The 13,831-nt window shown below is 67.4% G+C and carries 12 protein-coding genes and 1 tRNA gene; 5 read left to right on the forward strand and 8 right to left on the reverse strand.

Annotation, left to right across the window (positions count from 1 at the left end; translation table 11 throughout):
• Positions 1-84: 84 nt before the first annotated feature.
• From OG322_RS21545 to OG322_RS21565, 5 genes are all read right to left on the reverse strand, one after another.
• A complete protein-coding gene (locus OG322_RS21545; protein WP_124284243.1) occupies positions 85-309 on the reverse strand; it encodes a cold-shock protein in 225 nt (74 codons plus the stop codon).
• Between the two features lie 299 nt (positions 310-608).
• Positions 609-684: transfer RNA gene (locus tag OG322_RS21550), tRNA-Arg, on the reverse strand.
• A 158-nt stretch (positions 685-842) separates the two neighbouring features.
• Entirely contained in the window at positions 843-2,408 is a 1,566-nt protein-coding gene (locus tag OG322_RS21555) for a hypothetical protein (RefSeq protein ID WP_266411740.1), read from the reverse strand.
• Positions 2,405-3,334, reverse strand: coding sequence for a hypothetical protein (locus OG322_RS21560; RefSeq protein WP_266411741.1), 930 nt, complete (start codon positions 3,332-3,334; stop codon positions 2,405-2,407). The genes OG322_RS21555 and OG322_RS21560 overlap by 4 nt, the downstream gene beginning before the upstream one ends.
• 247 nt (positions 3,335-3,581) lie before the next feature.
• Complete coding sequence (locus OG322_RS21565) at positions 3,582-4,613, reverse strand: hypothetical protein (RefSeq protein ID WP_329306810.1); 1,032 nt, start codon at positions 4,611-4,613, stop codon at positions 3,582-3,584.
• Between the two features lie 211 nt (positions 4,614-4,824).
• On the opposite strand from OG322_RS21565, the gene OG322_RS21570 reads away from it, so the two are divergent.
• A complete protein-coding gene (locus tag OG322_RS21570; protein ID WP_266411743.1) occupies positions 4,825-5,175 on the forward strand; it encodes a helix-turn-helix domain-containing protein in 351 nt (116 codons plus the stop codon).
• Between the two features lie 344 nt (positions 5,176-5,519).
• Here the strand turns inward: OG322_RS21570 and OG322_RS21575 are convergent, their stop codons facing one another.
• Complete coding sequence (locus OG322_RS21575; protein WP_266411745.1) at positions 5,520-6,209, reverse strand: hypothetical protein; 690 nt, start codon at positions 6,207-6,209, stop codon at positions 5,520-5,522.
• A gap of 314 nt (positions 6,210-6,523) precedes the next feature.
• On the opposite strand from OG322_RS21575, the gene OG322_RS21580 reads away from it, so the two are divergent.
• From OG322_RS21580 to OG322_RS21595, 4 genes are all read left to right on the forward strand, one after another.
• A complete protein-coding gene (locus OG322_RS21580) occupies positions 6,524-7,303 on the forward strand; it encodes an IS5 family transposase (protein WP_266411746.1) in 780 nt (259 codons plus the stop codon).
• Positions 7,304-7,418: 115 nt separating this feature from the next.
• Positions 7,419-8,273 (forward strand): IS5 family transposase, encoded by an 855-nt coding sequence (locus tag OG322_RS21585; protein WP_266411748.1) that lies wholly within the window; start codon positions 7,419-7,421, stop codon positions 8,271-8,273.
• Positions 8,270-8,674 (forward strand): hypothetical protein, encoded by a 405-nt coding sequence (locus OG322_RS21590; RefSeq protein WP_266411749.1) that lies wholly within the window; start codon positions 8,270-8,272, stop codon positions 8,672-8,674. Before OG322_RS21585 ends, OG322_RS21590 begins: the two co-directional genes overlap by 4 nt.
• A gap of 90 nt (positions 8,675-8,764) precedes the next feature.
• Complete coding sequence (locus OG322_RS21595) at positions 8,765-10,447, forward strand: ISAzo13 family transposase (RefSeq protein ID WP_266411580.1); 1,683 nt, start codon at positions 8,765-8,767, stop codon at positions 10,445-10,447.
• Here OG322_RS21595 and OG322_RS21600 read toward each other — a convergent pair.
• Both OG322_RS21600 and OG322_RS21605 read right to left on the reverse strand, forming a co-directional pair.
• Complete coding sequence (locus OG322_RS21600) at positions 10,431-13,148, reverse strand: AAA family ATPase (RefSeq protein ID WP_266411750.1); 2,718 nt, start codon at positions 13,146-13,148, stop codon at positions 10,431-10,433. The two genes, OG322_RS21595 and OG322_RS21600, sit on opposite strands and share 17 nt — an antisense overlap.
• 74 nt (positions 13,149-13,222) lie before the next feature.
• Positions 13,223-13,684 carry a hypothetical protein gene (locus tag OG322_RS21605; RefSeq protein WP_266411751.1) on the reverse strand — a complete coding sequence of 154 codons (462 nt, stop codon included), beginning with the start codon at positions 13,682-13,684 and terminating at the stop codon, positions 13,223-13,225.
• Positions 13,685-13,831 lie beyond the last annotated feature (147 nt).

Raw genomic sequence — 13,831 nt, forward strand, 5'->3', positions numbered from 1 at the left:
GGCATGCTGAGACAGAGGGTGCGAGGGCACACCGGGCTGCTGAAGACCGTGTGTGTACGCCATCGTTGATGTCAGGTGTGGATGTCAAGCGGGCTGAGGCGCGATGTTCACCGCACGGTAGTCGTACCCGTCTTGTCGGTAGCCTGGAGCTTCCCACTGGAGATCCACCTTCTGTCCAGGCGACAGTGTGTGGAAGCCTCTCGTCTGGATGTTGGAGTAATGGCCCCAACACCCCCCGGGAGTCTCGGGGGAGTCGAGCACGCCCCACCCCTCCTCGTCGTGCCACTCGCGGACAGTCGCAGTCACCATGGGGGAAATCCTACGGTTCCCGTCTGCGCCGGCGTCCTGGGAACTCAGAATGGGAATCACTGGTGCAGCCTCGAACGGGCCGATGGGCTGGGTGACAGAGGCTGGCGCACCCGGGCAGTCCGGCCCAGCCTCTGTTGTTGCGGACGTCCACACCCGCGCGGTCCACGACACCCAGCGGGAGGCGATCAGCCACATGGCCCGCCTGCTCACGCGCCGTCTGTCGGGTGCCTGAGACGCGACTGCCGTCAAATGGTGCCGTCAAAAGGCCCCGGACCATGATCGGTCCGGGGCCTTTTGCCTGGTGCCCCCGGCAGGATTCGAACCTGCGACACCCGCTTTAGGAGAGCGGTGCTCTATCCCCTGAGCTACGAAGGCGGGGCTCTGTGGGAAAATGTGTGGGAAATTGCTGCGATGTCCGCAAGGTCCCACACGATCTTCCGTTGGAGCTGTGCAGTGCGCCGCCCGTGGAGGCTGCGCATCGCCGCCAGTGTAGCGGGTGAGGCTCGATGGTGGCTCAGGTGCCGGAGGCTGAGTCAGGGGCTGCTGGCTGTGGCGAGGGCGACGGAGTTGTTCGCCCAGGCGTAGCCGAGGTACCCGAGGAGCGCACCCTCGGCCCCGTACATGGGGACCCGTTTGTCGCGGTGTGAGTAGTCGAGCGAGGAGTTCGACGACTCGCTGTCTTCGCGGAAGCCGAGGAGCCGGTCACCGTGGTGCGTACCCGGGGGGATTTGCCGGAGGTGCTCGGTGCGGTTGAACCGCTTGCGCTTGGTTCGGGGGTCGATGGCGCTGTCTTCCTGTGTTTCATATACGGGGATCAGTTCGGCATGGGGTCCGTTACGGCAAGGGATCTCGACGCGGTGGTAGAAGCGCCAGTCCGTTTTTCCTTCGCGCGCGATGAGCTCTCGTACGGGTAGCGGGTTGTACATGGTTTTCCCCTCCACTGTGATCTGGCGCTCGCAAGATCTACCGGCGGCGGCGTACACGTCGTGTGTGCATTTCTTGTACTGGCACTCGCAGTCGTTCTTGCACTTGCACTTGTACTTGGTCAGGGGGTGGGGCTTGATTCCGTCGTGCTGCCGGGTGAAGACGATGAGGCCTCTGCGGATCAGTGGTGCGCGGTGTTTGCCTCGCCAGGCGGTGTCGAAGCTGGCGGCGAGTAGTCCGGGGGCGCGGTCCAGGATCTCGTGGGCCAGCCGGAGGGCGACGGATGCCTCTTCGTCGCGTTCGGGATCTTCTTCCGGGGGCCTGTGGCGGGCACTGTCGACGTTGAGGATGAAGCGACTGTGGCACTTTGCTTCCTGGCGCACGGAGAAGGAGACAATCTTCTTTCCGTAGACAGCTCTGTCTCCCCCCTCCATTTGGATGCCGGCGTCATGATCGACGCGGTGGCGTCGTCGTTCTCCGGTCTTCTCGTCGTCTGTGAATTCCTCGGTCTGATCTGAAGGAGGGCGGACCACGGTGCCGTCGCCGTTGATGGTCTGGCTGCGGTGCGGCCGGAGCCGATCTCCTCTCCTTCTCTCTTCGGAGAGCAGGCCGTGGGCAATGGCCTGCCTGATCCAGGCGTCCCTGCTCTCCTTGCGGAATTCATGGATGGAGGGACGGAACTTCTTCCGATAGAAGTCATTCCACTGATAGAGCGAGGGCCCGTTCTCGGGCAGGGCGTCCGCCGCTTCGTCGCCAAGGAAGCGGCGTATGCCGGTGCGAATGATTTTCCAGTTATCTGGCTCGTAGAAGGTGGATTGGGTGTGCCGGGAACTGTCGTAGATGGAGATGGCTGCGAGGTAGATCAGGTAGATGTAGGCCGGGTAGTGGGCGGGCCTGCCTGGACCCTTGCGGGTCTTGGGCGGGAAGACGGTGGCTGCTACCTCGTACAGGGCGGGGTTGGCGATGACGTGCTTCAGACGCGTGGTGTCGCAGACGCTGGGAGCTTCGGGCGTTTTGGGCTCGGGCCGGAAGTTCGCTGGGCTGAGGATGTCCTCAGGGATGGGGCCCAGGATCCAGTCAGGCTTCTTCCCTGAGACCTTTCGGGCCCCCTTCGCGACCTTCTTCGCTGCCTTCTTGATGGTCTTGCGGGCCGGTGCGGCCGAAGGCGCGCTCACTCCTCGCCCTCCCAGCTCAGCGCGGGACGCCACTCGTATCCGGCGAGGCGGGCGGCGCCGTCGAGGGAGGACAAGCCGAAGCGGAGGGCCACGTCGGCGATCTGGCCTGATGCGGCCAGGGTCTTGGCTGCGGTCCAGGTGTGGATGTCGCGGGGTTGTGCGGGGCGGCCGCCAGGTGCGGTGCCGCTGGCATGGACGGTTTCGCCGAACGCTGTGCAGACGCTGGACTGTCGGCGGTAGGCGGGTGAGTCGGCGATGGTAGCGAGGGTGTGCGGTTCGTTGGGGGCCGTGTGCGCGCGGACGAAGGCGGCGCGCAGGCGCAGGACCTCGTGGGCCCAGGTGTCGAGGGAGCAATATCGGGCGGCGACGCGGGTGGCACCACATGACCAGACGCGGTTGTGCTCGAAGTCGAGGTCGGTGGTGCGGGTGAAGCCGATCTCGGCGGTGTGCTGGCCGGAAAGGAGCAGGCCCAGGACGGCGGCGTGCCGGGTCTGGGGCATGCCGCGTTCGGCGTGGAAGCGCAGCTGGTCGATGTCGGTGTCAGTAAGGCGTCCGGCGGGGAGTCGGGTGGAGCGTGGGATAGGTGGCAGGTCGATGAGCGGGGCGTTGGTGGTCAGTCCGAGGCCACGGCAGGTGGCGAAGAGCGCGTCGACCGCTGACTTGCGTACGCGGCGGGTGCTGTCGGCTGGGGTGGGGGTGAGATGCCCGTGGCGGTTGCGGCCGGGGGCGTCGATGAATGCTTGGGCGACGGCGTCGGTGATGTCGTCGAGGCGGGGCAGGCCGAGGGCTGCTGCGTAGCGGACGAGACGCTCGCACGCCTGGATGTATTTCTCGGCGGTCTGCAGACGCATGGTGCCGGTCTCGACCTGCTCGGCCCAGGCCCGGCCTGCGCGGAGCACGGCTTGGCGCAGCGTGACCTTAGCCATGGCCGACTCCGAACTGCGGATTCGGTTCGGACTGCGCCGCGCATGGGCGTGTCATGTGTGTTGCGGGAAGTGCGGGAGCGTGCGGAGAGTGCGCGTTACGGTGGGTGGTGGCTCTCGTCTTGTGTGAGGGCACGCCAAAGCCCCTCTCTCGCGGCCTGTGCCGCGCGGGAAGTCGTCGGGTTGCGGCGGAGGGGTCCGGGGGCGCGTCCCGGCCAAGGAATCAGCGCCCTCGGGTCCCGTTCTCGTCTCAGGCGTTCGTCGGCTGCCTCCTGAACGGTGCGGCTGCGGCCAGCTGCCGCACCAATGCGTGGGTGTTGAGCCAGTCCTGTCGACTGCAGGCGGCCATGGCCGCGGGGGTCCACGGCGTCAGCAGCGTCGCGTTCAGCGAGTCGCTGTGGCGCTCGGATCGCTCGTGCATGTCGGACAGGATGCCGAGCAATCCGGTGAGGTGGTCATGCAAGGTGCCGGCCTCCTGTGAGGTCAGATGCAGGACGTCGTGCAGGCCGAAGGCGGTGCTGAGCAATTCTTCGGCGCTTGGCTGGCCCGGTGCAGGCGCGGCGGCGTTCGCGTGGCGCGCGGACGGGATGGAGGCCGCTACGCCAGCGGTGGCGCCCTCGGCCGTGTTGTGCGAACGGCCGAGTTGGGCCTCGGCCAGCTTCGCCGCCTGGGGTGGCACGGGCCGCGCGAGGTCGTCGTTTCCGCCCTCCGCTCGGGCGGGATATGGCGAAGCAGCGATGGGCTCATCCGTTGTCGTGAGTTCTGTGACGGAAGCCGGAGAGCTTTCGTGCCAACCGATGAAGCCGTCCGGCTCCTCCACGAGGAATCCTGTGGCGATCATCAGGTCGAGAAGTCGGTTGACCGCGGATACGTGCCCCGACTCGGGTAGTCGCCGTTGCAACGTGAGGAGCAGGCCTGCGCGGATGCCGGGGCCGTCGCGCAGCCTCGCCTGAGCCGACTGGACGAACCAGAGCTTGCCCCAGACCCGACGCAGGGCGTCGAGGCCTTCCTGTTCGCTGACCGGCCAGACCTGGGCGATGGACAGGGCTTGCGCAGTTGCCTGGTAGGTGCCGCGCGCGCCGGGAACCGGCTCCACCAGTCCGCAGTCCACCAGGAACTTCATCGCGATGCCGGTACCCCACACGCCGGTCCTGGCGGCTGCGGCGATGTCACGGATGTGGCAGGGCTGCGGCAGCGCCCCGACGGCGGGGATCAGCTTCAGGTACGTGCCCGCCGGGATGCGGGGATGGGGCAGCGGTGGCCGGGGAGCTGTGTCGGGCACCTGGCGGCTACGTGACCTGGACACGGGAGTGTCTCCTCAACTAGTTCTTACGGAACGGTTGTTGTCGTGTGACAGTGGTGAATTGGGTCGATCGCGGGGTGCGCAGCCAAGATGACGACAGGGGTGGGCATCCCCACAAAGAAACCTGCTACTGTAATAGCAGGTGGTGGTCAGGTGCGCACTCCGGGCGCGCTTCCGTCACACTGGTCGCGTGGCTGAAGGAACGAGGCGTGGGAGAAGGCCGAGGGCGTTCGTGGTCGGCGGTGTCTGGCCGCATGCCGTGATGGAACCGCACCGCGGCGCCCTCGTCGTTCAGGTAGTCGCGCGCCGGCTCGGCGAGGCCATGGCGGAGCAGAAATTGAGCGCGAATGCCCTCGCCCGAAAGAGCGGCGTCAATCGGCAGGTGATCGCCAACGTGCTCAACGGTGAGGTGTGGCCGGACATGGTCACCCTGGTCGACCTGGAGGGCGCGCTCGGCGTCATGCTGTGGCCCCAGCACGCCACGTGGTGCATCCCCGCGCCCGGCGAGGCTCCCGACGGCGTCACGGACGAGACGCTCTGAACGACCGCAAGTGACGGAAATCCGGCATCGCGCGCACCGTGACCGTGCGCGCGAGCGCGGCCGCAGGGGCGGCACTCCACGGCGGGAGAAGCAGGTGCGACGGATCCGCACTGGTGAATACGCATGATGATTCGGCACTCCATGGGGCAAAGCGGATCGGTGGAGAGTGGATGAAGCCGAATACCAAACGCTCCCGGCCGGGGCCGGGTATGGTCGGAAACGGCCTGTCTAGGTCAGGCCGTCACCGCGGTCGCCCTCTCTGATTCGACCCAGGCGGGAGCTCCGCGGTGACGGCCACAGCACGTCAATGCAGCGTGACGTGTGGGGAGTTTATGGCGTCAAAGTCACTCGAACTTCCAGTTCATGAGGGGGCGGAAGTAGACGTGGCGGTCGTCCTCGCGGGTGACCCGCTCCAGCGCACCAGACACGACCAGCGCCTGCAGGCAGTTCCGCAGAGCCTTGCGCGCCTTGGCCTCCCTGGGGGTGCCCAGTACCTTCGCGATCTCCTCGCTGCCCCACAGTGGTTCCGACTCGGGACGCGAGGTGAGCGCGGTCAGAACGTTCTGCTGCGCCTTGCTCCGGACCGTGACCTTGGCCGCTCGCCGCGCCGCCTGCTGCTCGGGGGGAGCCGCGTCGGAGGCAGGGCCGTGGCCGGAAGGGCTTTCATGGCCGGAGCCATCGTCGGAAGTGTGGCGGATCCCGGAACCTGACTCGTCGTGCCCGTTCGACTCGTCTTCACCATCCGGTACGAGATGCAGGGGCGCCTGGTGTGCCGGCGGTCCGTGCAGGACTCCGTACCTCGCCGCGTGCTCCCGCATGCTACGCAGGCGGGCGTCGACGCCGAGCAGGTTGGACGCCTCCTCGCGCAGGGCGCGGATCGCCTCGTACGTCTCGGTCTCCTCGCGGAGGGACTCCTGCAGTCGACTGATGGTGGCGCCGGACGCCTCGAGTTTGGCGTCGCACTCGCGAACCACCTGCGCAGCCTCGTCGCCGGTGTCCATCGGCCGACCGAGGAGGGCTTCTTGGTGCGTCATGGTCATCACCGTAGGCCGTCAGATAGCTAGCTGTCTGCCAAACGCGCTGCCTGAAGGCTGATTTGATGGCTGAAGTTGACGAGCTGACGGCGCCCTTGGTGGCAAACAGCCTTTGGCTAGCAGTAGTTCACCGAGGAACAAGCCGTCACACGGGAAGTCGTAGCTACCTCGCTACCCTTCTGTGTCTGGTCTCCACTGTCATGATCTATCGAGGCTGCGCAACTGAAGTTGGCCACTACGGGTTACTGATCGTTTCAGAATGAACCTTGTCTGGCTGGTTGTCAGTTGCCGGAGCCGTCGGCAAGATCTGCTATGTGTCTGCTGACCTTGTCCCTGATGACCTGTGGGAACGTGCCGCCCCGCTGCTTCCGGCTCGGCCAGCGCGGCGGCATCGGTATCCGGGGCAGTTACCGGTGGATGACCGTGCTGCTCTGCGGGGCATCGTTTACGTGCTGCGCACGAGCGTGAGCTGGCGGGACGTGCCCGCAGAGTTGGTGGGCTGCAGCGGGGTGACCGCCTGGCGACGTCTGCGGGACTGGACCGAGGCTGGTGTGGCCCCGCTTGCACGAGGTACTTCTCGCGGAACTGCACAGAGAGGGCCTGCTGGAGATGGACGACGCCGCGATCGACGCCTCGCACGTCAGGGCGCTCAAAGGGGGGCTCACACCGGACCTTCGCCGGTCGACCGCGCACGGCCCGGCAGCAAGCACCACCTCATCGTCGACCGGCACGGCACTCCGCTCGTCGTCTCTCTGACCAGCGGAAACCGTCACGACGTCACCCAGCTCATGCCCCTGCTGGACGCCATACCCCACATTCGCGGACTGCGCGGCCGGCCACGCCACCGACCCCAACGGCTGTGCGCCGACCGCGGCTACGACTACGACAAATACCGGCGTCTCGCCCGCGCACGTGGGATCACACCCAAGATCGCCCGGCGCGGCACCCCACATGGCTCGGGCCTGGGCAAGACCCGGTGGGTAGTCGAGCGGACCTTCGCCTGGCTCCACCAGTTCAAGCGACTACGCATCCGCTACGAGATACGCGCCGACCTCCACCTCGGACTACTCCAACTCGCCTGCAGCATCATCTGATTGCGACGACTCAGTGGACGTTAAGTCCGATCTTCCTCGGTTCGTGATCGCTCGATCGTGTGACTGATCGCTGCATCGACCTGTTGCTCGGCATGGACATGCTGAGATTTGGGTCATGGGCAGAGAGCCGTATCCGAGTGACTTATCGGACGAGCAGTGGGCCTTGCTGGAGCCGATGATCACGGGCTGGAAGCAGGAGCGGGTGGCGCGGTCGGCGACCGGCGACCCGGGTTCCTGTGATCTCCGGGAGGTCGTGAACGCGATCTTCTATCAGAACCGGACCGGCTGTCAGTGGCGCTATCTGCCGCATGACCTGCCGTCCTGGTCGGCGGTGTTCTACTACTTCACTTTGTGGCGCCAGGACGGTCTGGACCAGCGGATCCAGGAGCTGCTGCGCTGCCAGGTGCGCGAGAAGGCCCGCCGATTAGAGGACCCGTCCCTCGTGATCATCGACACCCAGTCCGTGCGTGCGGCCGCCGGTGTCCCGAAGACCACGACCGGACTGGACGTCAACAAGAAGGTGTCGGGCGTCAAGCGCGGGCTGGCCGTGGACGTTCTGGGCCTGGTCATCGGCGTGGTCGTCCTGCCGGCCTCCGCCCATGACAACGCCGCCGGCATCGCGCTGCTCGACCAGGCCGCCGAGAAGTGCGGAAACCGGCTGGAGAAGGCGTTGGTGGACCAAGGGTTCAAGGACGAGGTCGTCATTCACGGCGTGCTGAACGACATCGACGTCGAGGTCGTCCGCCGCAACCCCGACGACCAGGGCAAAGGCTTCGTCCCACAGCCGCGGCGGTGGATCGTGGAACAGGTCAACGGGACCCTGCTGCTGCACCGGAGGCTGGCCCGCCACTACGACCACCGGCCCGACACCTCCGTCTCCCGTGTCTACTGGGCCTCCACCGCGAACATGGCCCGCCGCCTCACCACGCCGAGCCCCGCCTGGCGTGACGATCTCGGACTGGCCGCGTGAACGTCACCGAACTCCTCGCCGGCCTCCAGGCCCAGCACGAGGCGGCCACCACGCGCGCCGCGGAAATCCAGGAGCAGATCGACCACCTCACCGCCGCCCTGGCCGAGGCCGAGACCCGGCTCACGGAACTGGACACCGCCCGGAAAGTCATCGCGGAAACCGCCCCGTCAGCAACCGAGCCCGACTCGCCGCAGACCGAGACGAGCACCGCCTACCAAGCCATCGTGAACGCCTTCAACCAGCATCCCGGCCAGGCATTCCGGGCCCGTGAACTACACGAACTCCTCGCCATGCCCACCGACGAAGCCTCCGTCAACATCACCCGGAGCCGTCTCGCACGCCTCCTCCGCCAAGGCTTCCTCACCCAACCCGGACGAGGCCGCTACCAGAAACGGACTTAACGTCCACTCAGAACTTCATTCTGAAACGATCAGTTAGGGCTTGCCGGGAAACAAGTCGTGGCTTCCAGCTGTGGGGCTCGTTGGTCTGGTATGGGGAGACCGGAGGGGATCGAGTCCGTTCTGGCGGCGAAGTTCCAGGTGCTGTTGCCGCATCTGGACGAGCGTCAGCGTCGGCTGGCCATAGGGGCGGAAGCACTGTCGCTGGGGCATGGTGGGATCAGGATCGTCGCCGCTGCGGCCGGGGTCCGGGAGGCCACGGTCTCGCGTGGGGCGGCTGAACTGGACTCCGGTCAGGCCCCGTTGGGGCGGGTGCGCCATCCCGGCGGAGGGCGGAAGAAGGCGGCCGAGCTGGACTCTGGGCTGCGGCCGGCACTGCTGGCGCTGGTCGAGCCCGACGAGCGGGGCGACCCGATGTCGCCGCTGCGCTGGACGACGAAGTCGACCCGGAAGCTGGCGGCGGAGCTCACCCGCCAGGGGCACCGGGTCTCCGCCGATACCGTCGCCGGCCTGCTGCGGGAGGAAGGCTTCAGCCTGCAGGCCAACGCCAAGACCATCGAAGGTGCCCAGCACCCCGACAGGGATGCCCAGTTCCGCTACCTCAACGAGCAGGCACGAGGCCACCGGGACGCCGGTGACCCGGTGATCAGCGTGGACAGCAAGAAGAAGGAGCTGATCGGCGACTACAGGAACGCCGGGCACGAGTGGCAGCCGGCAGGCCGTCCCGTGAGGGTCAAGACGCACGACTTCCCCGGACAGGCCGAGAAGGCCATTCCGTACGGAATCTACGACGTGGCGGCGAACACCGGCTGGGTCAGCATCGGCACCGACCACGACACGGCGGCGTTCGCCGTCGCCTCGATCCGGCGCTGGTGGCAGGCGGTCGGCCGGCACGACTATCCCGGCGCCCGCCGGCTGCTGATCACCGCTGACGGTGGCGGCTCCAACGGCTACCGCACCCGGGGCTGGAAGACCCAGCTCGCCGATCTCGCCGCCGAGACCGGCCTTGAGATCACGGTGTGTCACCTGCCGCCCGGCACCTCGAAGTGGAACAAGATCGAGCACCGACTGTTCTCCCACATCACCATGAACTGGAGAGGCAGGCCCCTGACCAGCCATGAAGTCATGCTCCAGACCATCGCTGCGACCACCAGCCGCACCGGCCTCACCGTCCAGGCCGAACTCGACAGCGGTGAGTACCCCACCGGCATCCGCGTCAGCGACGACGAGATCGCCGCCCTGCCCATCACCCGCCACCGCTTCCACGGCGACTGGAACTACACCCTCCACCCCCAGCGCCCGAAGGACACGACGACCACCACCAGCACACAGGACGAGGCCCTGGCGGACGGACCGGCCCGCCTCACGCAGCGTTCGTTACAGGACCCGGAACTGACCGGGATGACCCGCCGGCAGCTCAACGAACTCATCGACGTGCTGACTCCAGCGATGGAGATTCAACGCGAGCAAGTGCTCCGCACCCGCAGAGGCCACGAACGCCTGGTGGCCCCTGGCACAGGAGCCAAACCCAAGCTCACCTCAGCCGACCGGGTCCTGGCCACCGTGCTCCACCTGCGAAAACTCGCGACCATGGACCTCCTGGGCCAGCTCTTCAACACCACCGCCATGACCATCAGCCGCGCGGCGAAAGACGTCCGCCCACTCCTGGAAGCCCACGGAATTCACATCCCTGCCTCGACCGCTCGCTTTCGCACACCGACTGACATCGCGAGATTCCTCGACCTCGACAAAAACAAGATCAAACCGACGTGTTGATTCCCGGCAAGCCCTTAGCTGTAGCGCGCAGTTCAAATCCGCTGCCGGGCACCGGCAGCTCGGACAGCAGCCTGCCGGTCAGCTCCTCCGTGCCGTCCTGGATGGCGCGCACCGCCGCAGCACGGAGGAGGTAGGCCAGCCGGCCCACATTGCCGCCCGTTCGCCGGTGCAGGGTGCGGGATAGGGCCGACAGCGTGCCAGGCGGATGCGCGCTCAGCTGCAGGGCTTGTTCGGCGTTGAGCAGGAGTTGTGTCCAGCTCTCGTCCTCGGGAAGATCGGCCAGCACCACTGACAGTAGGCGGCGGTGCGGGACGCTGGTCAGGGACGAGGTCAGCAGGTCCGGCGCGTCGAGAGCCGCGTAGACGAAAGTGGCTGGCGTCGTGTCGCACAAGAAGTCCAGGGTGCTGGCGACCGCGGCCCTGGACCAGCCAGGACCGTGCAGGTGGTGGGCCTCGTCGATGAGGATGAGGCTGGTGCGGGCTTCCTCCAGTGCGTGGCTGACATGGTGTGCGAGGTCGCTCGTCGTGGGCGTACCGCGCAGCGGAGTACTCAGAGAGCGGGCTAGCTCCGTCAGAAGCTGACGAGGTGAGGTGGCAGGAGCCAGTCGGACGTGGATCGCAGGACGTCGGCCCTCGTCGGGCGGGTACTGCGCGCGCCGGGACTGGAGGTGGTAGCTGGCGGCCCACTGCAGGGCGACAGTCTTGCCGCTGCCGCTCGGGCCGTGCAGCAGGACTCCGTGGCGACTGCTCAGGGAGGTGCGGTTGAGGAGTACGGCCTCGCCGATCCGTCGCACGGCGGCGCCGACGGCCGGAACCTCCAATGGGAGTTGAGCGTGATAGGTGATGCGCGCGGCGTCGGACTGGGTGACAGCGTCGCTGCCGATCCGAGGCGAGGGTGAGGCTTCCGCCGCGTCCTCGACCGTGATCGTCCGGAGGAATGACGGGCGACCGGATGTGGGAGACGCCGACCGCTCGACATACGCAACAACCTCCTGCCGCCCACTGTGCCCAAGCGCGTCTCGCAGCACACTTGACGGCCTGGGCACCCGCGGGGCTTCCAGCCACCGACCGTCCGGGCCCTCCACCCACACGCGGCGCAGGTCGTTCGGATCCCAGCGTACCGAAACGCGCCGCCCGGCCGTGGCATCCGCGGGCCGCGTAGAACGCAGCGGATTCAGGGCCGGAGCGTCATAGGTCCGGCCCGCCAGATGTACACCGGACGGCCCGACGACTCGGGTGGCCACTTCGAGCAGTTCGGCAAACTCCCGTGGAGTGAAAGGGGTTGGAGTCCAATGCGCGGCAGCCACCAGGTACTCGTACCGTCCCATTGGTGTCCGGTGCGCATCCGGGCACGACGCGGCGATGGGATCGTCGGCATACGGCCATACCCGCGCGACCCAGGCGTCCAGCAGTTCCTGAACCTCCTCCGCCGGCCAACTGGACGTTCCCGAAGCGCGGGAGGCGAACGTCAGTAGATGGTCCGTGAACAGCGATGCGGCCCTCGCCAGGGAACGTTCCACGCCGCGGCGTTCCGGCAGCGCCCGGCTCGTTTGTCGTACGTTGATCCCCAGACGGCCACAGCAATCGCGCAGCACAGCCAAGCCTGGCCAGGCAGTGCTGTCGACCACGAGAGCGGACGGGCGGATCAGCGGCGCACTCTCGCCCGGCCCACTACCGGGCGCGTCTCCCGCTCCTCGGCTGCGATCGCAGCTGTCCAGGCCGACCCATCGGTGGTGCTGGTCTTGGGGAACACCCATCCGGGCCAGCAGGGCCGGTCCCACGGGCGGAACGGGCTTGTCGGCGAACACCACGGCCGTCAGGATGAGCCGCGTCGCCTCGTCCATGGCGAACAGGATCCCTAGGCCGCCGTGAGACCCGTGCCCGTCATGGGCCGGCACGGGCAGGTGCACCGTATTCAGATACACACGTTCCCCCACCTCCGAAGCGCTGTTGCTCCCGGCCTCGGGCGCGGACGGTTCACGCGTCAACTCGGTGCGCAACCGGTGGATCGCCGAGCAGGAGGGCGCGGACAACTCGCCGCGGCCGAGCGGCTCCGCAAGCCGCCGCAGGACTTCTGCCCGCACCCGCTCGCTGCCCGGCAGTCGACCCGCGGCGGGCGTCAGCACGATGTCCCGCACGGCCTCAACGATCCGCGGATCGAGCCTGGCCCCGGGCGCCTCCCGCCGCCCGGCCCGGCCGTCCGCCAAGCCGCCCACCCCCTGGGCCTGGTAGCGCTGCCGCTTGCGCCGCACGGTACGGGCCGACGCCCCGGGAACACCCATGCCCGCCAGCTCCCTGGCCTTGGCCTGCTCCCGCTCAGCCAGGGAATGGGACACGGGGTCGAAGCCAGGGCGCGGCCGCGCCCCGGGCGCGGCATCCGCCGGTAGCCCAGTGAGCACTTCGACGATGTGCGACTCCCACCACAGCCCCCGGCCCATCCTCGCGCCATCGGCGTCGAGGTCCCATGCCACGCGCTCGGAACCGGCACAGGATTCGAGCATGGCGAAATCAGGGGCGAACAACAGTTCCAGTACGTCCTCTTCGCGCGCACGGTCAGCGTTGTCCGTGAGGGCGATTTGCCGACCGCGTACCGACGTGATTGTGTACGCGGCACCGTCCCGGCGGACCCGGTCACCGACCGCCAGCCGGTGGGGCCACAGCCGTCCTTCCACCTTCGCTCCGACCTGCTTCTCGTACGCCATGACAAGGGGCATCCTGCCCGACCTCTTGCATGCGGAACACACCGCGCCGACTGGGGAAGTTCTCCGCGGCCTGCTCAGCACACCCCGAAACGCCGCAGGTGAAGCCCCGGGTCCAGGAGCTCTGCGACCCGGCCGAGTGCGTCGACGTACGGGTGTACGGAGCGGCGTAGCTCATCCAGGGCCTCCGCGAACGCTGCGTACTCCTCCCACTCCGCCGGAGCATCGCCGGGGTGCGCACGCTCGTACGCGGCCAGGCGCGGATGCCAGACGGTCAGGAACAGGCGAAGACCGCGGGTGAGGATTCTCAGGGCCAGCAAGTGGACGGGCGCGACGAGCGGACCGCCGAGAGCCGGGGGCGGCGGATCGGCCATCGCTTGGTCCCGGTATATGTTGAACAGGGAGTAGAGGGAGCTGAGGGCGTTACGCGGCGTGCTGCCGCTGTCAGCGTCCAGCCGTCGCCTGAAGCGAGGTGCAGCCTGGAAGAACATCCGGGTTGCGGCCTCCAGGGCCCTCGCGTCCGACGTGATTGTCAACACGCCCTCGGGCAGCGTGAGATGCGTCCTGCGTATGTATGGGTGCCTCACCATTCGAACGTACCCGACCGCTCAGCGCACGGCGAGGCCCTCAATTCCGGTGAACACCTGTGGTCGCGGTACGGCACAGGTGCGCACTCCTTGCTGCGC

Source organism: Streptomyces sp. NBC_01260 (assembly GCF_036226405.1).
Classification (GTDB): Bacteria; Actinomycetota; Actinomycetes; order Streptomycetales; family Streptomycetaceae; genus Streptomyces; species Streptomyces laculatispora.